Source organism: Paenibacillus profundus, from assembly GCF_021369635.1.
In the GTDB taxonomy this organism is placed as follows: domain Bacteria; phylum Bacillota; class Bacilli; order Paenibacillales; family Paenibacillaceae; genus Paenibacillus_B; species Paenibacillus_B profundus.
This window is the reverse complement of record NZ_JAJNBZ010000001.1, coordinates 643,506-667,976: the sequence shown is the minus strand read 5'-3', so window position 1 is coordinate 667,976 and position 24,471 is coordinate 643,506. Positions and strand designations below refer to the sequence as shown.

The window sequence follows — 24,471 nt, the reverse complement described above, 5'->3', positions numbered from 1 at the left end:
TCACTGCACCTCTTCTTTGAATATAGCTCTTACAATAGCGCCGTTCTTTTTTGCATCTTCGCTTTCAAGCATATGTTCGTGCTTCCCGCTGCCTTGATAGAGTATCTGATTTCCCTTAGTCCATGGTTTCCAGAATTGTTGCTCTGGCTGCTCTCCAACATTCTCCGATTGAATCAGATGGATGTGGGCTTGAATCCGACCATCCGTCGCCATGCGGTCAACCCAAGATTTATACCTGGTGATGTTCCGAAGCACTTCCTCTATATTCATATCTGGCACATGGGCGATAAATCGCGAGATTTCCTCTTGCAGCGACTCGGCATACGCTTTTTGATCGGCGGCTTGGAGCGCGGTTTTTCTCGGATAGGAATCCAGCAAAATGAGATGAGCCACTTCCCGTCCTTCGCTCTCTAGTTTTTTGGCTACTTCAAATGCGAGATTTCCTCCTGCCGAGTAACCCAGCAGTTGAAGTACTCCTTGAGGCTGCAGAGTCTGGATGCTGTTCGTATAATGCTGGATCACATCTTCCGCTTCGATGAAGTCGAATGCGTAAATCGCGGCAACCTCTTGCAGCTCCTCCGCCATTCTCGTGAACACATGCCCATACCCTACAATCGGCGGGAAGCAGAACAAGGATACTCCGTTGTCCGGATTCCATACGGATAATTCACTGTCTTCATGCACACTTCCCCGGGCCTCAAAATATTGCGCCAATTCCGACACCGTCGTATAGGCAAAAGCGTCGCGAAGGGAGATGTCCAAGTTCAATCTTCGCCGAATCTCGCCGATCACCTGAATTAGCTTGATTGAATGCCCGCCTATGTCGAAGAAATTATCATCAATGCCGACGCGCTCTATACCCAGCACCTCCTGCCATAGGTCGGCGAGTGCTTGTTCCAACGCATTCCTTGGCGCTGTATAACTAGCTTGAACAGGCATCATTATCTGCAGCTTTGCAAGAGCCGTGCGGTCCACCTTGCCGTTGGCCGTCAGCGGCAGCTTCTCTAGCTGCTGGAAGCGGGCCGGGATCATGTAGACCGGCAGTTGCGAACGCAAATGTTCCCGCAAGCCTGTCAGGTCCATTTGCCCCTCAACCACTACGAAAGCGCACAGATCCAGCACACCCTTGGCATCCGGTATGGCCAGGACGGCCGCTTCCATGATCTTATCGATTTGCCTCAAGCGCATCTCGATTTCTCCCAGTTCAATCCGGTAACCCCGGATCTTCACTTGATGGTCGCTGCGGCCCAAGTACTCTATGGTCCCATCCGCCAGATAGCGGCCGCGGTCTCTTGTCAGATACAACTGATGGTTGGCAGCACACGGGTGGCTCGTGAATTTTTCCGCCGTCTCTTCAGGCAGGTTCATATAACCCCGGCTCACTCCGTGTCCGCCAATCGCGATCTCTCCTACGACGCCAGTTGGAACCGGCCTTGCTGCAGAGTCTACGATGTAGACCTGCTCTCCCGCTATCGGCCAGCCTAATACCGGTCGGCTCTGGAAGACGCGGAACCGTTCACGGTCCATCCTCATCGCAATGGATCCAATCGTTGTCTCCGTCGGTCCATAGTGCTGCATTACTTGGGACCGCTCATACTTGGAAAAGTAAAGCTCCACATCTGCGCAAATGATAGATTCGCCGCCGAGCACGACCAGCCGCAGACTCTCACTGCCGGCATGTTCGGCAAAGCCGGGACTTCTCACGAGTATGCCAAGCAAGGACGGCGTCATCTTGACATAAGTAATTCTCTCCCGGATAAGGTACTCCAACAGACACTCCGGATCCATGTAGATTTCTTTGTCTGGCAAGTGCAGCGCCGCACCGGATAGCAACGCTGAAAATACGGCCGTATACCCCAGGTCAAAGGCGAAGGAGGAAACAAGGGCGGTGCGGTCCTCCTCCACAATAGCCGCTTCACCGACAAACCATTCCACATAGGCCGCCGCATTACGGTGCATGACTTTGACACCCTTGGGCTTCCCGGTGCTACCTGATGTATAAATCACATAAGCCAGACTGTCTAAGCTGTGGCTTGGTTCTACCCGGACCACACCGACATCCTCCAGTCTTACAGGAAGCCGGTCCAGACTAAGACATTCCACCGGAAGATGCAGACGGGTCTCCCGCTCGCTCATGGTCAGCAGCAGGGAAGCTTCCGAATTCTCCAGCATGTATGCCATCCGATCCGCATCCGTGTCGGGATCGATCGGAAGATAGGCGCCTCCCGCTTTCCATATCCCGAGCATGGCGACGATCATTTCCGGCGACGGCGGTATGAAGAGCCCAACAATCCGGTCTGGGCCTATGCCTCTGTCTCTTAACAACTCAGCGAGGCGGCCTGCCCGCTCGTCCAACTCTCTATAAGTCAATCGTCGATCCCCGGAGAAGACTGCGTACCGATCAGGTGTTCTAGCAGCCTGCTCCGCAAACCATCGATCCAAGGTGCGCCCTGCTCTATTATCCACAGAGGCGCCTTGCGAGCAGGCATGCATCCGCTGCCGTTCCTCTTCGTTCATCAAAGGCAGATCCGCGAGCCGCTGCTTCGGATCCGAGACAACCGACTCTAGAAGCACCTTGAAATAGGCGGCCCATCTTTCTATCGTTGCGCGGGCAAACAAGTCTGCGGCGTATCCGAAGGTGAAGTTCATACCTCCCCCGTGCTCGATGGCGGTTAGAGTGAGATCGAATTTCGCCGAGTGCTGCTCATATGGATAAGCAGACAACCGGATATGTTTCATCTCCATTTGCTCCTGCTCTGTATTTTGCAGGACGAGCATGACGTCAAAGAGAGGGCTGCGGCTCATGTCCCGGCGGCTGACGACCTTCTCCACCAGATCTTCGAAAGGATAGTCTTGGTATACGAACGCGTCGAGTGCGCTCTCCTTCACTTCCAGCAAATAGCTGAAAAATTCTTTTCCTCCGGCCGGGTTGGTGCGCAGTGCCAGTGTATTGACGAACATGCCTAGCATATCTGCGAGGTCTGCATGCGGTCTGCCGGCGGCAGGGGAGCCGATAATGATGTCGTCTTGACCGCTAAGTCGCGATAGCAGCGTGCTGTACGCCGCCAATAGCACCATATACAAGGTAGTCCCCGTATGCTGCGCCAACTTGGTTATTCCTTCAGTCAGACAGGAGTCTAGTTCCAGGTGCACCCTGTCTCCGGCAAAGCTGCGTACCGGAGGTCTTGGGTAATCCAGCGGCAAGTCCAACACCGGATGCTCTCCGGCATATCGATCCAGCCAATACGCTTCCTGTTTTCTGTAAGCCTCCGTCGTCACATAGCGGCTTTGCCAACTACTATAATCTTTATATTGCAGTCGCAGGGGCGGCAATGTCCCTCCGGCATACAGCTCCCCGAACTCCTTGATCAATACACTCATCGATACGCCATCCGAAATAATGTGATGCATATCGAACAGCAATAGATGGTGCTCCTCTTGCACGCATATCAGTCCTGCGCGAAGCAGCGGAGCGCAGGTGAGATCGAACGGGAAGTAGAACTCGCGGATCGCTTTGCTCGTATCTCCTTCGTCCGTCTCCGTATAAGAAATGGCGAATTCCACCGCATCATGTATGATCTGCACGGGACTGCCTTCCACCATCTCAAAAGACGTACGCAGCACCTCATGCCGCCTAATCAACGCCTGGAGTGCTTCATTTATGCGCTCCCGGTCCAATGGTCCTTCCAGCCGGAAGACGTTCGGCATGTTGTAGGTCTGTTCCGCGCCTTGAAGCTGCTGCAGCACATACATCCGCTTTTGGGCAGAGGACAAAGGATAGTAATTCTGAGTCGGTGCAGGGAGCAATCCTTCATACGGCGATCCCGCCGATGATTCTACCACTTGGCTCATCCGTTCGAGTGTAGGTGACTGGAACACATCGTGCAGCTTGATCTGCGCATTCAGCTTTTGGTGAATCTGCGAAACCAGTGACATCGCTCGTAGGGAATGGCCGCCGAGTTCAAAGAAATTGTCATTCAGACCTACACGCTCGACCCCTAACACCTCCCGCCACAACAGTGCAAGCCTGACTTCCGTTAAAGTTCGGGGTGCTGCGAACTCGGTCCCCGATACATCGTTTCCTTCAGGCTCCGGCAGTGCGCGACGGTCCAGCTTGCCATTTCTTGTAAGCGGCAGTTCCGGCAGATGGACGAAATACGCAGGAACCATATATTCAGGTAAAGCGATGCTCAGGTGATTTCTCATTTCGACCGGTTCCAGGCGCTTGCTGGCGACATAATAAGCGCACAAAACCTCACTTCCCGGACGTTCTGTCCAAGTCACTACAGCCGCTTGGCCAATGTCGGCATGAAGCATCAGGCGTGCTTCGATCTCACCGAGTTCAATCCGATAGCCCCGAATTTTGACCTGCTGATCGATTCTCCCCAAATATTCAAGGTTTCCATCCGGCAGCCAGCGGGCCAAATCCCCTGTTTTATACATTCTTCCGCCTTCAATAAAGGGATCTGGTTTGAACTTTTCCAGTGTAAGTTCAGGCAGATTCCAGTATCCTTTGGCTACCCCGGCGCCTCCAAGGCACAATTCGCCGGGAACACCGACAGGAAGCAGCTGGCCCTGAGCGCTCAGCACGTAGGCTGTCGTTCCATCGATCGGTCGGCCAATCGGGATGCTGTTTTTGCTGTTTGTTTCTTTGACCATGAATGAAGTCGAGAAAGTCGTGTTTTCGGTAGGGCCATATCCGTTCCAGATCGTAAGTCCCGGACATGCGTCCCTCACTGCGTAAGCAGGCTTCGGCGACAGAACCTCTCCGCCCATAATCAAATGCTCTACACCAGCAAACATTCCCGCATCCTCATCGGCCAGATGGTGAAAGAGCGATGTGGTCAAGAACATGACCGTAATGCCGTGCTCCGTGAGAAATTGCCCCATCCGGCGCGCGTCCAGCAGCACGTCTTTCTCAACCGGATGCAAGGCCCCTCCGTGCAGAAGGGCTCCGAATATTTCGAACGTAGCCGCATCAAAGCTTACCGAACCGGTCTGAGCGAAGCGGTGATTCGCATGGAACGGCACGTATCCGTTGTTTTTCACTAAGTTGATTACATTTCCATGCGTCACCAGCACTCCTTTAGGTCTTCCCGTGGTGCCCGAGGTATACAGGATATAAGCCGGATCATCGGAACTGCATGCCTGTGTTTCTTCATACTCTAACGCTTCATCCGGAAGAGTTCGGTCATCAAGCATGATGACCGTCCCCTGGTAGGACTCCGGCACTTTGAACTTCTGTACAGCCAACAGGAACTCCGCGCCGCAGTCGCCCAGTATATACAGGTGACGCTCCTCGGGAGCTTCCGGATCCAGAGGCACATAGGCTCCACCCGCCTGCAGAATTCCCAGGACCGCAACGACAAATTCGCTCGAGCGGTCAGCCAGAATTCCAACAGCTGACCGTGGCCGCATTCCTTCCCTCAGCAGTCTGTTGGCCACAAGATCCGCTTGGTGCTTTAAGTCCGCATACGTGAGGTGCCGATCGCCACACACAAGGGCCGTCCGGTCCGGATAGAGACCGGCAATGTCCTCGAAACATTGATGAATCGTTGTTTGAGGCATGCCTTGGGCAGGCAAACCGCTGTATTTCATAAGCTCGCTAAGCTGCTCTCTCCCGCTTATTAATCTGGCTTCTGCAAGGGTCGTATCGGGCTCCGAGATCACATGATCCAGCAGTTCCGTAAAATGGCCGGCCCACCGTTCGATGGTTTCCCGTGTGAACAAGGCGGTAGCGAACTCCAGCGAACAGTGATAGCCCTCCGCACTCTCTGTTACCATCAAGGTAAGGTCGAACTTAGCCTGTGTATCGACAAATGGACAAGACTCTACCTTCAAGTCAGGGAGATCCAACTGCGAGCTTTCCGTGTTTTGAAGCACGAATACAGCATCGAACAGTGGATTTCGGCTCATGTCCCGCTGGCTGACAACACGTTCAACCAGTTCCTCAAAAGGATACTCTCCATGCTCAAAGGCATCCAGCGCCGTTTGTTTAATTTCCTCAAGGTATTCGGCAAAGGCTTTTGGTCCGGAAGGAAACATGCGTAAAGCCAGCGTGTTGACAAACATCCCCATCATGTCCGTCAGATCCGTATGCGGACGCCCCGCTACCGGCGAGCCGACAATAATCTCATCATGGCCGGACAGACGAGACAGCAAGGTGCTGTACACGGCCAAGAACACCATATATACGGTGACCCCTCTGTCTAGCGCCAGTTGCTGCACGGCCTCCGACAGCGTTCTTCCCAGCTTGAAATCTACCCGGTCACCTGCAAAACTGCGCAAGGTTGGGCGTGCGAAATCGGCGGGCAGGTTTAATACCGGCAGTTCGCCTGCAAAATGCTGGAGCCAATACCGCTCCTGCTGCCGATAAGCATCGCTGAGCACGTATTCCTGCTGCCACACCGCATAATCTTTATACTGCAGCTGCAGCGGCTCCAATGCTTCGCCAGCGTACAGCTTCACAAATTCGTCTACCAAAATACCCATCGATGTGCCGTCTGAGATGATATGGTGCATATCGAACAGCAGCAAGTGTCGCGCTTCCCTGAGACGTATAACCGCCGTGCGCAGCAGAGGAGCCTCGCTAAGGTCAAACGGGCGGATGAATGTCCGGATTCGCTCCTCGACTTCCCTTTCCTCCGCTTCCTCATAGAAAACTTCCAAAATAGCCTGGTCTATCACTCGCTGCACTGGCTCACCGTCCACGACGGCAAACGAAGTGCGCAACGATTCATGGCGGGCGATGAGCGCCTGCAGCGCCGATTCCAGCCGGACTTGCTCCAGTGCTCCTTCGAGCCGCAGCACCACCGGCATGTTGTAGCTCAGCTCGGCGCCCTCCAACTGCTGCAAGAAGTACAGCCGTTTTTGGGCCGAAGACAGCGGGTAATGTGCCTGCTCGCCTGCTGGGGCCAGCTCTTTATACGTGCTGCCATCCGCCGCTTTCAGCGCAGCCGCCAGCCCTTCGACCGTCGGCGAGAGGAACAGCTGTCTCAGCGGCAGCTCTACATCCAGTGCCTGGTGAATCCTCGATACGAGCGTCATGGCCTTCAGAGAATGGCCGCCCAGCTCAAAGAAATTGTCGTGGATGCCTACGCGATCAACTCCCAGCACCTCCTGCCACATTAGCGCTAGCTTCGCCTCCGCTTCGTTACGCGGCGCTGTATATCCGGCTGCCGCTCCGCTTCCCGACGGCTTCGGCAGCGCCCGCCGGTCCACTTTGCCATTCGGCGTCAGCGGCAGCTCTTCCAGCTGCATGAAGTGCGTCGGCAGCATGTACGACGGCAGCGAGGCAGTCAGGGCGGCACGCAGCTCAGCCGCCGCAAGCGGACGGTCGCCTGTCACATAAGCGCGCAATTCCTGTGTCTGGTCACCCATTTCTGCTGCAGTCACAACGGCTTCGCCTACGCCCGGAATTTGGAGCAGCCGGGCTTCGATCTCGCCCAGTTCAATCCGGTACCCCCGAATCTTCACCTGATGGTCTCTCCGCCCCAGATGCTCCAGCCGGCCGTCAGGCAGCCAGCGCGCCAAATCCCCGGTCCGATACAGACGCTCGCCTGGGGCAAACGGGCTGTCCACAAATTTCTCAGCCGTCAGCTCTGGACGCTCCCAGTATCCGCGGGCGACCCCGGCGCCGCCGATGCACAGTTCGCCGGCCACGCCAATCGGCTGCGGCTGCAACGCATCATTCACCATATACACCTGCGTATTCGCCATCGGCCGACCGATGCCGATCCGTTCTTCGCCGCCGAGGCGGTCAAACGTGGACCAGACGGTCGTTTCCGTTGGCCCGTACATGTTGTACAGCGCCGCATCCGTATGTTCCCTCAGCTGCCCGTACAGGGAGGAAGGGAAGACTTCCCCGCCGACCAACAGCGTCTGGACGTTCCGCAGCTGCGCCGCGCTCCGCGCATCGCCGAGCAGCAGCATCAACCGCGAAGGCGTCGTCTGCATCATGTGCACCGGATGCTGCGATAACAGTTCCACCAGCATGACCGAATCCTGCTGCGCTTCTTCGCTTGCGAGGACGATCTGCATGCCGCAGCTGAGCGGCACCCAGCTCTCCGTGACGAAAATGTCGAAGGACACCGTCGTTACGCACAGCATCGAAGAACAAGTCCCAAAAGGAAGCTCACGAATCATCCCCGAGATGAAGTTCACCACGTTCCGGTGCTCCACGACTACCCCTTTCGGCGTACCGGTCGTTCCGGAGGTGTAGATGACGTACGCGCTGCCAGATGGGTCTATCTTGACGCCAACGGGCGCGGAAGAATACCCTGCCAGCTCCTCAGCGGAGGAGAAGAAGATGGTATTGCCGCCGAGGTTTATTTCGTCACTTATTTCGTCACTTACTTGGTCTGCCTGGTCTTCTGTTTGCCCTGGATGCTCTATCAGCTCTTTCACCAACGAATCATCCAGACACAATACATGACACAGCGATGTCTCTCGGAAGCTGAATAGGGTATCCGTGTACGCCGCATCCGTCAGCAGAACCTGGATTCCAGCATCCCGGATCATCCCCCCGATGCGCTCCTCCGGCAGAACCGGGTCTATCGGAACATAAGCTGCCCCGGCCTTCAGGATACCGAGAAGTCCGGCGATCAGTTGCGGCGAACGACTCATCAGGACGCCTACACAGTCTTCGGCCGTTACGCCGTGCGCCCGCAGCCATTGAGCGATACGATTGGCCTGTTCCTCAAGCTCCCGGTAGGTGAGCTGCCGCTCTGCGCAGACAATTGCCAGACTATCCGGCGTCTTCTCCGCTTGTTTCTCGAACAGGGAAGGTATGCTTGCCTCTTCAGGAATCTTCACCTTCGTGTCGTTGAACTGCACGAGCAATTGCTCCCTCTCGGCCGTCGTAAGCAACTCGAGCTCTTGTACCGGGATGTTCGTATCCGCTACGATCTGCTCCACGATTCGCAACAGGTGCCTTTGCAGACGCTCCATCATTTCGCGTTCATACACCTGCGCATTGTAGTCAAAATGAATGGTCATTTCTTCTCCTGGCATAATCATCACATTCAGGTCATAGTTGGTCTGCTCTTCCGCTTGAACTCCGGTAATTTCTAGCCCTGCCGTATCTCCCAACAGACCTGCGTGCTCCTCCACCGGGTAATTTTCGAACACCAAGATGTGGTTAAACAATTCCCGGTTTTTTGTGCTTTGGGCCTGGATTTCATGCAGCGGATAATAGTCGTAGGCTTGGGAAGCCAGCGCTTGCTCCTGCGCTTGTTGCAGCACACGGGCTGCGGTTTCTCCAGCCTCGCACTTCACCCGGACCGGAATCGTATTGATGAACAGCCCGATCATCCCCTCCACACCGGGAAGGGCTGCCGGTCTTCCGGACACCACGCTGCCGAATACCGCATCGGTTGTCCCGCTGTATTTGTGCAGCAGCAGTCCCCATGCCGTCTGCAGCAAGGTGTTCACCGTTACCCCCTGCTCTCTTGCCGCTTGGCTGATCCGTTCGGTCTGCTTCCGGTCCAGCGAGCAGGTCACACGCATCGCTTCATATCCCTGCGCCTGACGCTGACGTCTCGGGAGCTCCGCCGCTTGTTCGAAGCCTTCCAGCCTATCTGCCCAGTATCGGGACGCCACTTGCCCGTCCTGTTCAGCTAGCCAGCGAATATACTCGCTGTACTCGCTCACGCGCGGCAATTGCGGCTCCTCTTCCTTGCACAAGGCCGTGTATACTTCGAGGACTTCCTTGACCACCAGCGGCAGGCACCATCCATCCATCAGAATATGGTGGAAACTCCACAGCATATGGTGCTCCTCTTTCCCGGTACGCACCACCGCCACGCGCATCAGGCTGTCCGACTCCAACACAAAGCCCTTTTTACGGTCTTCTTCCGTGATAAAGGCCAGTTCCAGCTCCTGCTCGGCTGCGCTCTTCATCGACAGATCCGCATATTCAATTCGCAAGGTGCGGCGGCGGTAGACCACCTGCAGCGGCCGGTCGCGCCAACCGCTGTCGACGCTCGTCCGCAGTACCGCATGCCGCTGGATGACCGTATTCCAACTGCGTTCCAACGCGGCTAGATCCAGCCTTCCCTGCAGCGAAATGTGCATTTGGTTCACGTAAGCACCCGACTGAGGGTCCAGCCGGCTGTGGAACAGCATCCCCTGCTGCATTGGCGTCAGGGCATAGACGTTCTCGATGTCCCCGAGAGGCCGAGTCCGCTGAACCAACGCCTCCAGCTCCTCAAGCGTCATGCCCTGCTGCAGCACATCGCTTGGCGTCAGCTCTGCACTTTCTTTCGCCACGCAGTGGCGAATGAGTTCCTGCAGATGATGCTTCAGCCGCTGTGCCAACTGCTCCATGGTTTCCTTGCGGTACTGGTCGGCGCTGTAGCTCAGGTTCAGGCTCAACGTTCCTCCGGCGATCATGCCGTTGAAATCGAGCGTGGCTGCTCTTTTTTGCTTGTGGCTTACCGCATCCCCAGACGCAAGCGGCGAGATCTGAAGCGCGCTGCGCTGCAAATCCTGGTCGAACTGCCCCAAATAGTTAAACGAAATTTCGGGGGAAAACGTCCGGATAGCCTCCATGCACGGCGAAGCCAAATAGCGCAAAATTCCGTAGCCGATGCCTTTGTGCGGGATGCTCCGCAGCGTTTCCTTGACCAGCTTGATGCGCCGCGGCAGGTCCAGGCCCGCCTTCATGTCAAGCATGACCGGGTACGCACTCGTGAACCAGCCAATAGTCCGGCTGACATCCATATCCGGCAAGATGGATTCCCTGCCGTGCCCTTCCAGCATGACGGCCACCTGCTCGATTCCGGTCCACTCCTGAACCGCCATTCCCAGCGCGGTCAGCAGCAGGTCGTTCATGTCCGTTCCATATGCCCGGTGCGCTTCGGTTAACAACTGCTGCGTCTCATGTTGGGACCATTGCAGCGTTAGCGTTTCGCTGTTTTCGATCGCGTCTCCGCCTTGCTCGTTATCCTTCGGTAATGGCATTTGTTCCCGACTCGCCATCTGGCTCCAATATTCACGTTCCGCCTCCACAGCCGAGCTTGAAGCATAAGCAGACAGCTGTTGTGACCAGAGTTGGAACGAATCGGTTTTCAGCGGCAACCGAATGTCCTGCCCTTGCGCAGCCTGCTCGTACGCTGAGGCGAAATCCTCCAGTAAGATCCGCCAAGAGATGCCATCCACGACGAGGTGATGAATCACCATTAGCAAATGATCGCCGTCACCGCATTGGAATAAGCCCAGCTTCACGAGCGGCCCTGTCTCTAACGAGATGCCAGCCTGCAGCTCGCGAGCCTTCGCTTCGACTAACCGGCTCCACGCCTGCTCTTCCCGCAAGTCGAATACTTCCAAGCCGTACCGTTCCCCTTCATTCACGGCCCGGTTCCAAGCGGCATAACCACCGTCCGCTGAAGGCACAAACACCATGCGCAGCGCGTCGTGATGAACCGTGATCCGTTTCATCGCAAGGCGCAGCGCTTGCACGTCAAACCGTTCTTCCCGGTACAGCATCACGGCTTGGTTGAAGTGATGCGCATCGGCCAGATCCCGCTCTACAAACCAGTGTTGAATCGGCGTGAGCGGCACCAGGCCGCGGATCTCTCCCTGTTCCGCGATGCGGCTAACCGGGGCGATATGATCGCTGAGCTGGGCCGCAGCCGGATAACGGAACAGGTCCTTCATCTCCAGCTTATAGCCAGCTTGCAGCAGCCGGGAAGCAGCTTGAATCGCCTTGATCGAGTCGCCTCCCAGGTCGAAGAAGCTGTCATGGATGCCGACCTGTGGCACACCGAGCACCTGCTGCCATACCGTCACCAGCGCCTGCTCCACCGGCGTGCGGGGGGCGGCATATGGGGTAAGGGCCGCGGCTGCATCCGGCTTCGGCAGCGCTTTGAGATCGATTTTTCCGTTAGTAGTCAGCGGCAATTGCTCCAGCTGCACGAAGGAGGCGGGAACCATATACGCCGGCAGCGCGGAGGACAGCAAGCTGCGCAGCTCAGGAAGATCCAACTCGCCGCCAACGACATAGGCACACAGCTGGAGACTGCCCGAAGCATCCGGCAGCGCGGCCACGACGGCTTCGCTTACCTCAGCCAACTGCAGCAGTTGGGCTTCGATCTCGCCCGGTTCGATCCGGTATCCCCGGATCTTCACTTGTCCGTCCATCCGGCCCATATACTCGAGATTGCCGTCCGGCAGCCAGCGTACCAAGTCCCCGGTCCGGTAGAAGCGCTCACCGGGCGCGAACGGACTGGCGACGAACCGCTCAGCCGTCAGCTCCGGCTGATTCAGATACCCCCGGGCCAACCCCGGCCCGCTGATGCACAGCTCGCCCGGTACGCCGATCGGCTGCAGTTGTCCATCCGCTGCCAGCACATGGACTTTCGTCTGGCCAATGGATCTGCCGAGCGTATGAGACTGCACCGTATCGGTCACCGGCAAAGCGGTCGTCACCACGCTGTTCTCCGTCGGTCCATACTCGCTGACAAACTCAATCTGGCTGTAAACAAGCATCTTTTCAATCAGCGCCGCGCTGATTTTCTCCCCGCCGGTGACCACGCTCCGTACGGTAGCCAGCTGTTCCGGCCGGATCATCTCCAGCAGCGCCGCGAGCAGACCCGTTGGGAATTGCGCGTGGGTAATCTTCTGCTCGGCAAGCGTGCGGATAATGGCCTCCGGATCGCTTAGCTCTTCATCGCGCAGCATCACGACGGTGGCGCCCGCAACGAGGGGGCCAAAGAAGTGCGTGATGAACGCATCGAATATGAACGGGCTGGCATGCAGCACCCGCCCGCCGTCGAAGCGGTAGGTCGCTGCCTTCCACTGAAGCGTATGAACGATGCTGCGATGCTCCACCATGACGCCTTTCGGCTGACCCGAGGTTCCGGAGGTGTAGATCACATACGCCAGGTTGTTGGGATTTACAGAGCTCGCGAGATCTTCCGGCGTTTCCGAATGGATACAATCATCATCCAAGCGCAGCACCGGGCAGGCAGTCTCCTGTGCCGAGGAAGACAGCAGTACGGTCGCGCCGCTGTTCTCCAATAGGAACTGCACCCGCTCTGCGGGCTCTTGCGGCGATATCGGCAGATAGGCAGCTCCCGCTTTGAGCACACCGAGCAGCGCCATAGCCATATCCACGGATCGTTCGCACTGCACCGCAACAAGGCTTTCGGGCCCTGCACCGTAACTGAGCACGACTCTGGCAAGCCGGTTCGCCCGTTCGTTCAGTTCCCGGTAGGTCAGGGTATCCTCACCGCATACAACGGCCACGCGCTCCGGCGTCTTCGCCGCCTGCTCCTCGAACATCGCGTGCAGCGTGATATGCGGCATTGGCACCCCTGCGCCGGTGTCGTTGAACTGCGCCAACAATTGCTCCTGCTCCGTAGCCGTGAGCAAGCTGACGCTTCCCAGCGTCATCCGCGGATCCCGGGTAACCTGGCGCAGAAGCTCTACAAAGTGACCGGCCCAACGCTCTATCGTGGCCCGTTCAAACAATACGGCAGCGAATTCCCAAGAGCAGCGCATGCCGTTCTCCTGTTCACTCACCGAAAGCGTCAGATCGAACTTGGCCGCGTCGGAATCGAACGGATACGGGGTGAACTGCAGATCGGGGAGCTCAAGCTCTGCCTGATCCATGTTCTGCAGCACGAGCATCGCATCGAAGAGCGGGTTGCGGCTCGTGTCGCGCTGCCGCACCACCCGCTCCACCAGTTCCTCGAACGGATAGTCCCCATGGTCGAAGGCTTCGAGCGCCGTTTCCCTCACTTCCTGTAGATAGGAGGCAAAGCTCTTCTCCCCGGCCGGGTACGTCTGCAGTGCCAGTGTATTTACGAACATCCCCAGCATGCCTTCCAGATCTGCATGCGGCCGTCCCGCCACCGGCGAACCGACAATGACTTCTTCTTGCCCGCCAAGCCGCGCCAGCAGCGTGCTGTAGGCGGCCAGCAACACCATGTATACCGTAGCGCCGCTCTCGCGGGCCAGCCCGCGCAAGGCCGCCGCAAGCTCGCCGTCCAGCTCAACGTCCACCCGGCCGCCCTCGAAGCTGCGTACGGCCGGACGCGGATGATCAGCCGGCAGGCTCAGCACCGGCAGTTCGCCCGCAAACTGGTCCACCCAGTATGCTTCCAACTGCTCGTACGCCCGGCTGTCGGCGTAGTGTTCCCGCTGCCATACCGCATAATCTTTGTACTGTAAACGGAGCGGTTCCAATGCTTCCCCGGCGTACAGCTTCACAAATTCGTCTACCAAAATGCTCATCGATATGCCGTCCGAGACAATATGGTGCATATCGAACAACAGCAAGTGCCGCGCTTCGCCGAGACGTAGGACGGCCGTACGAAGCAGCGGGGCCTCGCCAAGGTCAAACGGACGGAGGAATGCCCGGATGCGCTCCTCGGCTTTCCCTTCCTCCGCTTCCTCATAGGAAACTTCGAACATCGCCTGCTCCGCCACCCGCTGCACCGGTTCGCCGTCCACGACGGCAAACGAAGTGCGCAGCGATTCATGGCGGGCGATGAGCGCTTGCAGCGCCGCTTCCAGCCGTGCCCGATCCAGCGATTCTTCGAGCCGCAGCGCCACCGGCATGTTGTAGCTCAGCTCGGCTCCCTCCAGCTGCTGCAGAACGTACAACCGTTTTTGGGCCGAGGACAGCGGGTAATACGCCCGCTCGTCTGCCGGGGCCAACGCTTTATATGCCGTGCTGCCATCCGCCGCGCCCAGCGCAGCCGCCAGCCCTTCGACCGTCGGCGCGAGGAACAGCTGCCTCAGCGGCAGCTCTACGTCCAACGCCTGGTGAATCCGCGATACGAGCGTCATGGCCTTCAAGGAATGGCCGCCCAGCTCGAAGAAGTTATCGTGGATGCCTACGCGCGAGGCACCCAACACCTCCTGCCACAATAACACCAGCTTCGCTTCCGCTTCGGTTCGCGGCGCTGCATATCCGGTAGCGGCTCCGCTTCCCGACGGCTTCGGCAGCACCCGGCGGTCCACTTTCCCATTCGGCGTCAGCGGAAGCTCTTCCAGCTGCATAAAGTGCGTCGGCAGCATGTACGACGGCAGCGAGGCAGTCAGGGCGGCACGCAGCTCAGCCGCCGCAAGCGGACGGTTGCCTGTCACATAAGCACACAATTCATGGTGAATATCCGTGCCCATCTCAATAGCCGCTGCAGTCACGACGGCTTCGCTTACGCCCGGGATTTGGAGCAACCGGGTTTCGATTTCGCCGAGTTCAATCCGGTGCCCCCGGATCTTCACCTGATGGTCGATCCGCCCCAGATGCTCCAGCCGGCCGTCAGGCAGCCAGCGTGCCAAATCTCCGGTCCGGTACAGCCGCTCGCCGGAAACAAACGGGCTGTCCACAAATTTCTCAGACGTCAGCTCCGGACGCGCCCAGTATCCGCGGGCGACTCCGGCGCCGCCGATGCACAGTTCGCCGGCCACGCCAACGGGCTGCGGCTGCAGCGTTTCGTTCACCACATACACCTGCGTGTTCGCCATCGGCCGTCCGATGCCGATCCGTTCGTCTCCGCCGAGGCGGTCGAACGTGGACCAGACGGTCGTTTCCGTTGGCCCGTACATGTTGTACAGTTCCGCATCCGTATGTTCCCTCAGCTGCCCATATAGGGAGGAAGGGAATGCTTCCCCGCCGACCAGCAGCGTCTGGACGTTCCGCAACTGCGCCGCGCTCCGCGCATCGCCGAGCAGCAGCATCAACCGCGAAGGCGTCGTCTGCATCATGTGCACCGGATGCTCGCTCAACAGTTCCGCCAGCAGAACCGGATCCTGCTGCGCTTCCTCGCTTGCGAGGACGATCTGCATTCCGCAGCTGAGCGGCACCCAGCTCTCCGTGACGAAGATGTCGAAGGATACCGTCGTAACGCACAGCATCGAAGCATGCGTCCCGAAAGGAAGCTCGCGGATCATCCCCGAGATGAAATTCACCACGTTCCGGTGCTCTACGACCACCCCTTTAGGCGTGCCAGTCGTTCCTGAGGTATAAATGACGTACGCGCTGCCGGAAGGTCTGATCTCCACGCCAACAGGCATGGAAGAATACCCTGCCAGCTCCTTGGCGGAGGAGAACGAGACGGTATGGCCGCCGTGACTTGTCCGGTCTGCTCGCTCCGGCTGCCCCTTCAGTTCTTCCATCAACATATCGTCCAGACACAATACATGGCGCAGCGCTGTCTCCTGCAAGCCTGTCACAATCCCAAGCTGTCCCGCATCCGTCAGCATAAACTGCATTCCTGCATCCTGGATCATCCCTTCCATGCGCTCTTCAGGCAGAAGGGGGTCGATCGGCACGTAAGCGGCACCGGCTTTCAGAATCCCCAGAAGCCCGGCGAGCAGCTGCGGCGAGCGGTTCATCAGGACGCCTACACGGTCTTCCGCTGTCACGCCATGCGCCCGCAACCATTGGGCGATACGGTTGGCCTGTTCCTCAAGATCCCGGTAGGTCAGGCTCTGCTCTGCGCACACGACCGCCAGACGATCCGGCGTTGTCGCCGCCTGCTGCTCGAACAAGGAATGCACGGCCGCTCCCCTTGGAATATCCATCGCCGTGTCGTTGAACTGCACGAGCAATTGCTCCCTCTCGGCCGTTGTCAGCAGCTCCAGCTCTTGTACCGGTATGTTCGAATCCGCTACGATCTGCTCTATAATTCGCATCAGGTGTCTTTGCAGACGCTCCATCACTTCCCGTTCATACACCTGCGCATTGTAGTCAAAATGAATGCTCATTTCTTCGCCTGGCATAATCATCACATTCAGGTCATAGTTGGTCTGCTCCTCCGCCTGAACTCCGGTAATTTCTAGCCCAGCCGTCTCTCCCAATGAACCCGCTTGCTCCTCCACCGGGTAGTTCTCGAACACCAGAATGTGGTTGAACAGCTCCCTGTGCCTTGTGATTTGGGCTTGGATTTCATGCAGCGGATAATAGTCATAGGCTTGGGACGCCAGCGCTTGCTCCTGGACCTGCTGCAGCACGCGGGCTACGGTTTCTTCTGCCTCGCACTTCACCCGGACCGGAATCGTATTGATGAACAGTCCGATCATCCCCTCTACGCCGGGAAGATCCGCCGGTCTGCCGGACACCACGCTGCCGAATACCGCGTCGTTTGTCCCGCTGTATTTGTGCAGCAGCAGTCCCCATGCCGTCTGCAGCAAGGTGTTCACCGTTACCCCCTGCTCTCTTGCCGCTTGGCTGATCCGTTCGGTCCGCTTCCGGTCCAGCGAGCAGGTCACTCGCATCGCCTCATATCCCTGCACCTGGCGCTGCCGTCTCGGAAGATCTGCCGCTTGTTCGAAGCCCGCAAGCATGTCCGCCCAATATTTCGAGGCCGCTTGCCCGTCCTTCTCGGATAGCCAGCGAATATACTCGCTATACTCGCTCACGCGCGGCAATTGCGGCTCCTCTTCCTTGCACAAGGCCGTGTATACTTCGAGGACTTCCTTGACCACCAGCGGCAGGCACCATCCATCCATCAGAATATGGTGGAAGCTCCACAGCAGTTGGTGCTCCTCTTTCCCCGTACGAACCACCACCACGCGCATCAGGCTGTCCGATTCTACCGCGAAGCCTTTCTTACGATCTTCTTCCTTGATAAAGGCCAGTTCCAGCTCCTGCTCGGCTGGGCTCTTCATCGACAGATCCGTATAGGCAATTCGTAAGGTGCGGCGGGAGCAAACCACCTGCAACGGCTGATTCCGCCAACCGCTGTCGATGCTCGTCCGCAGTACCGCATGCCGCTGGATGACCATATTCCAGCTGCGTTCCAACACGGCTAGATCCAGCCTTCCCTGCAGCGAAATGATCATTTGGTTCACGTAAGCGCCCGACTGAGGATCCAGGCGGCTATGGAACAGCATCCCCTGCTGCATTGGCGTCAGGGCATATACGTTCTCGATGTCCCCGAGAGGCCGGGTCCGCTGAATCAGCGCTTCCAGTTCCTCAATCGTTATGCCCTGCTGCAGCACATCGCTTGGCGTCAGCTCCACGCTTTCTTTCGCCACGCAGTGGCGAATGAGTTCCTGCAGGTGGTGCTTCATCCATTGGGCCAGCTGCTGCATGGTTTCCTTGCGGTACTGTTCGGCGCTGTAGCTTAGGTTCAGGCTCAACGCTCCTCCGGCGATCATGCCGCTGAAATCGAGCGTGGCTGCTCTTTTTTGCCTGCGGCTTACCGCATCTCCAGACGGCAGCGGCGAGATCTGAAGCTCGCTGCGCTGCAAATCCTGATCGAACTGCCCCAAATAGTTAAACGAAATTTCAGGGGCGGCCGCTTGAATATTAGGCGAAGACAAATAGCGCAATATGCCGTAGCCGATGCCTTTGTGCGGGATGCTCCGCAGCGTTTCCTTGACCAGCTTGATGCGCCGCGGCAGGTCCAGGCCCGCCTTCATGTCAAGCATGACCGGGTACGCGCTGGTGAACCAGCCTACCGTCCGGCTGACATCCACATCCGGCACAATGGATTCCCTGCCGTGCCCTTCCAGCATGACGGCCACCTGCTCGATTCCGCTCCACTCCTGAACCGCCAATCCCAGCGCGGTCAGCAGCAGGTCGTTGATCTCCGTCCCGTATGCCCGGTGCGCTTCGGTTAACAACTGCTGTGTCTCGTGCCGGGACCATTGCAGCGCCAGCGTTTCGCTGTTTTCGACCGCATCGGCGCCTTGCTCGTTATCCTTCGGTAACGGCGCTTGTTCGACCTTGGCCAGCCGGCTCCAATATTCCCGTTCCGCCTCTATAGCCGGGCTTGAGGAGTAAGCTTCCAGCTGCTGCGCCCAAGCTTGGAACGAATCGGTTTTCTGCGGCAGCCGGATGTCCCGCCCTTGCGTGGCCTGCCCATACGCTGCAGCGATATCCTCCAGCAAGATCCGCCAGGAGACGCCATCAATGACGAGATGGTGAATGACGATGAGCAGATGATCGCCGTCACCGCACTGGAATAAGCCCAGCTTCACGAGCGGACCTGTATCTAAGGAGATACCGGCTTGCAGCTCGCGGGCCTTCGCTTCGACTAACCGGCCCCACACCTGCTCTTGCCGGAAGTCGAATACTTCCAATCCGTACAGTTCCCCTTCCTTCACAGCCCGGTTCCAAGCGGCATAACCTCCGTCCTCTGACGGCACAAATACCATACGCAGCGCGTCATGGTGAACCGTGATCTGCTTCATCGCAAGGCGCAGCGCCTGCACGTTAAAGCGTTCTTCCCGGTACAGCATCACGGCTTGGTTGAAGTGATGCGCATCGGCAAGGTCCCGCTCTACAAACCAGTGTTGAATCGGCGTGAGCGGCACCGGTCCGCGAATCTCCCCCTGTTCCGCGATGCGGCTAACCGGGGCGATATGATCGCTGAGCTGGGCCGCAGCCGGATAACGGAACAGGTCCTTCATCTCCAGCTTATAGCCAGCTTGCAGCAGCCGGGAAGCAGCTTGAATCGCCTTGATCGAGTCGCCTCCCAGGTCGAAGAAGCTATCATGGATGCCGATCCGGGTCACACCGAGCACCTGCTGCCATACCGTCACCAGCGCCTGCTCCACCGGCGTGCGGGGAGCGGCATACGGCGTATGAGCCAGGGCTGCATCCGGCTTCGGCAGCGCTTTGAGATCGATTTTGCCGTTAGTAGTCAGCGGCAATTGCTCCAGCTGCACGAAGGAGGCGGGAATCATATACGCCGGCAGCGCAGAGGACAGCAAGCTCCGCAGCTCAGGAAGATCCAGCTCGCCGCCAACGACATAGGCACACAGCTGGAGACTGCCCGAAGCATCCGGCAGCGCGGCCACGACGGCTTCGCTTACCCCAGCCAACTGCAGCAGTTGGGCTTCGATCTCGCCCGGTTCGATCCGGTATCCCCGGATCTTCACTTGTCCGTCCATCCGGCCCATATACTCGAGATTGCCGTCCGGCAGCCAGCGTACCAAGTCCCCGGTCCGGTAGAGGCGCTCACCGGGCGCGAACGGACTGGCGACGAACCGCTCAGCCGTCAGCTCCGGCTGATTCAGATACCCCCGGGCCAACCCCGGCCCGCTGATGCACAGCTCGCCCGGTACGCCGATCGGCTGCAGTTGTCCATCCGCTTCCAGTACATGGACTTTCGTCTGGCCAATGGAGCTGCCGAGCGTATGAGACTGCCGCGGGTCGGTCACTGGCAAAGCGGTCGTCACCACGCTGTTCTCCGTCGGTCCATACTCGCTGACAAACTCAATCTGGCTGTAAACAAGCATCTTTTCAATCAGCGCCGCGCTGATTTTCTCCCCGCCGGTGACCACGCTCCGTACGGTGGCCAGCTGTTCCAGCCGAATCATCTCCAGCAGCGCCGCGAGCAGACCTGTTGGGAATTGTGCGTGGGTAATCTTCTGCTCGACGAGCGTGCGGATAATGACCTCCGGATCTTTGAGCTCTTCATCGCGGAGCATCACGACGGTGGCGCCCGCAACGAGGGGGCCAAAGAAGTGCGAGATGAACGCATCGAATATGAACGGGCTGGCATGCAGCACCCGTCCGCCGTCGAAGCGGTAGGCCGCTGCCTTCCATTGAAGCGTATGAACGATGCTGCGATGCTCCACCATGACGCCTTTGGGCTGACCAGAAGTTCCGGAGGTGTAGATCACATACGCCAGGTTGTTGGGATTCGCAGAGCTCGCGAAATCTTCCGGCGCCTCCAACCGAATCCGGTCATCATCCAAGCGCAGCACCGGGCAGGAAGCCTCCTGTGCCCAGGAAGACAGCAGTACGGTCGCGCCGCTGTTCTCCAACAGGAACTGCACCCGCTCTGCGGGCTCTTGCGGCGATATTGGCAGATAGGCAGCTCCGGATTTGAGCACGGCGAGCAGTGCAATAGCCATATCCACGGAGCGTTCGCACTGCACCGCAACAAGGCTTTCGGGCCCTGCACCGTAGCGGAGCACGACTCTGGCAAGCCGGTTCGCCCGTTCGTTCAGCTCCCGGTAGGTCAGGGCATCGTCGCCGCATACAACGGCCAACCGATCCGGCGTCTTCGCCGCCTGCTCCTCGAACATCGCATGCAGCGTGGTGTCCCGCGGCGCCTCTCCGAGGGTGTCATTGAACTGCGCCAACAATTGATTCTGTTCCTCAGCCGTCAGTAAGCTGACGCTTCCCAGCGTCACCTGCGGATCCCGAGTAACCTGACGCAGGAGTTCTCCAAAGTGACCGGCCCAACGTTCTATCGTGGCCCGCTCAAACAATGCGGCGGCGTATTCCCAAGAGCAGCGCATGCCATTTTCCTGTTCGCTGACCGAAAACGTCAGATCGAACTTGGCCGCGTAGGATTCGAACGGATACGAGGTGAACTGCAGATCGGGGAGCTCAAGCTCCGCCTGATCCATGTTCTGCAGCACGAGCATCGCATCGAAGAGCGGGTTGCGGCTCGTATCGCGCTGCCGCACCACCCGTTCCACCAGTTCCTCGAACGGATAGTCCCCGTGCTCGAAGGCTCCGAGCGCCGTCTGCTTCACTTCCTGCAGGTAGGCGGCAAAGCTCTTCTCCCCGGCCGGGTACGTCCGCAGCGCCAAAGTGTTCACGAACATCCCCAGCATGCCTTCCAGATCTGCATGCGGCCGTCCCGCCACCGGCGAACCGACAATAACTTCTTCTTGCCCACTAAGCCGCGCCAGCAGTGTGCTGTAGGCGGCTAGCAGCACCATGTACACCGTAGCACCGCTCGTGCGGGCCAGCTCACGCACGGCCGCCGCAAGCTCGCCGTCCAGCTCAACGTCCACCCGGCCGCCCTCGAAGCTGCGTACGGCCGGACGCGGATGATCGGCCGGCAGGCTCAGCACTGGCAGTTCGCCCGCAAACTGGTCCACCCAGTACGCTTCCAACTGCTCGTACGCCCGGCTGTCGGCGTAGTGTTCCCGCTGCCATACCGCATAATCTTTGTACTGAAGCTGCAGCGGCTCCACCGCTTCGCCGGCGTACAGCTTCACAAATTCGTCTACCAAAATGCTGATCGACGTGCCGTCCGAGATAATATGGTGCATATCGAACAGCAGCAAGTGCCGCTCTTCTCCGAGACGCACGACGGTTGTACGCAGCAGCGGGGCCTCGCTAAGGTCAAACGGGCGGAGGAATGCCCGGATGCGCTCCTCGGCTTCCCCTTCCACCGCTTCCTCATAGGACACGCAAAAGGTCCACTCCTCCTGCACCCGCTGCACCGGTTCGCCGTCCACGACGGCAAACGAAGTGCGCAGCGATTCATGGCGGGCGATGAGCGCTTGCAGCGCCGCTTCCAGCCGTGCCCGATCCAGCGTTCCTTCGAGCCGCAGCGCCACCGGCATGTTGTAGCTCAGCTCGGCTCCCTCCAGCTGCTGCAGGACATACAGCCGTTTTTGGGCTGAGGACAGCGGGTAATGCGCCCGAGCGCCTGCCGGGGCCAGCGCTTCGTACGTGCAGCCACCCGCCGCTTCCAGCGCAGCCGCCAATCCTTCAACCGTCGGCGCGAGGAACAGCTGCCTCAGCGGCAGCTCTACGTCCAACGCCTGGTGAATCCGCGATACGAGCGTCATGGCCTTCAAGGAATGGCCTCCCAGCTCGAAGAAGTTATCGTGGATGCCTACGCGCCCGACACCCAGCACATCCTGCCACAACAGCGCCAGCTTCGCTTCTGCTTCGGTTCGCGGCGCTGTATATCCAGCAGCGGATCCGCTTCCCGACGGCTTCGGCAGCGCCCGGCGGTCCACTTTCCCATTCGGTGTCAGCGGAAGCTCTTCCAGCTGTACGAAGCGCGATGGAACCATGAAGCCCGGAAGCCGTGCAGACAGGGCCTTACGCAGGGATGAAACCTCCGTTTCTTCGCTCGTGACCACATAGGCGCACAATTCGAGGTCCCCCTGCTCCAACTCCCAAGCGGCGACTGCCGATTCCGTAACCCCTTCAAGCTCGGCAAGGTGTTGTTCAATCTCTCCCAGTTCGATCCGGTATCCGCGAATTTTTACTTGGTGGTCATTGCGTCCGGCAAATTCGAGACTGCCATCTGGCAACCAGCGCACCAGATCCCCGGTTCTATACAACCGTTCTCCTTCCATAAAGGAACTCGGAATAAACCTTTCCTCGGACAGCTGCGGTCTGTTCACATATCCGCGTCCTACGCCTGCACCGCCGATGAACAGCTCTCCATATACTCCGACTGGCTGCAGCTTGCCATGTTGAGGATCTACGACATAAAGCCTCACATTCTGAAACGGTTTTCCGATCGGTACGTGCCCCGATGGTGTTAACGGATACTGTTCCGGTGCCCCTGTCCACTCATAGAAGGAAGAGTCAACGGTCGCTTCGGTTACCCCATAGCAGTTGATAATCCGTATCCTCTGTCCGAACCGTTCAAGCAGCCAGTGAAAATCAGGATTGAGACAACGGTCGCCGCCCAAAATCAGCAGTCGCAGAGACGGTACGTCCACCTGTCGCTCATCGATGTATTTCATAATGGACATCACTAAGGACGGTGTCGAGTTAAGCAGCGTAATCGCATGCGTGCGGATCAATCCAGCTATGGCCGCGGGCTGCAGACGCAGCTCGCTTGGACAAATGACCATCGACCCTCCGAAAGGAAGTGTCCGGGCCATATCTTCGACAAACACATCGAAGGAGAAACTCGCCATCTGCAGCAGCCGGACTTCCTGTGAGTTCAGACTATAAGCTTGGTTCCATGCAAAAATTCTCTCCATTAGATGTCCATGTTCGATCATGACACCCTTCGGTTTGCCCGTCGTGCCCGATGTAAAAATAACATAGGCCAAATGTTGGGGCATGGGCAGTTGCAGTGAAATACCTTCTGTAACTGCTGCAGCATCGACTTCCAAGTATAAAACGTCATATGCTGCCTCCCATTCCTCGCCGTACTCCCGCTCTGTCAGAAGCAGGCGGGCCCCGCTTTCTTCGAGCATATACGCAATCCGTTCGGCTGGATAATCGGCATCCAGCGGCAAATAGGCACCGCCCGATTTCCAGACTGCCAATACAGCCACAACCATCCAGGCAGAGCGGGTCACGAGAACGCCGACAATGTCCTCGGGTCTGGCGCCTCGCTGCTTCAGCGTCTGAGCAAGACGGCTGGCACGATCATTCAGTTCGGCATAACTCATTTCATGGTTGTCGAAAACGACTGCCGTACGGTCCGGATGCCGCAGCACTTGTTCTTCGAATAACTCGAGTAGTGTCTTGCTGCTGACAAGATCTATCCGGGCCGGATTAAACTCCTGCATCAATTGACGCTCCTGCGCTGCTGTCAGCAGAAGGACTGCTCCCAATGCCGCTTCAGGCTGGCTCGACACATGGCGCAGAAGCTCTGTAAAATGTTCCGCCCAACGTCTGATAGTCTCTTTTGTAAATAAAGCGGCTGAATATTCCCAGCTGCAGGAAAAGCCCTCCCGCTGCTCGGTTACGATGAGCGTCAAGTCAAACTTGGCTATCGTGTCCTCCATAAGATACGGAGTCAACTGGAGATCGGGGAGCTCAAGCTCCGCCTGATCCATGTT

Annotated in this window: 1 protein-coding gene (cut by a window edge); it reads right to left on the bottom strand. The window is 58.1% G+C overall.

The features are described 5' to 3' along the window. A protein-coding gene (locus LQV63_RS02780; protein WP_233695545.1) for a non-ribosomal peptide synthase/polyketide synthase crosses the window boundary here: on the bottom strand, positions 1-24,471 show its 3' portion. 16,854 nt of this gene lie beyond the right edge of the window; the window shows 24,471 of its 41,325 coding nt (coding positions 16,855-41,325); its start codon lies beyond the right edge, outside the window; its stop codon occupies positions 1-3.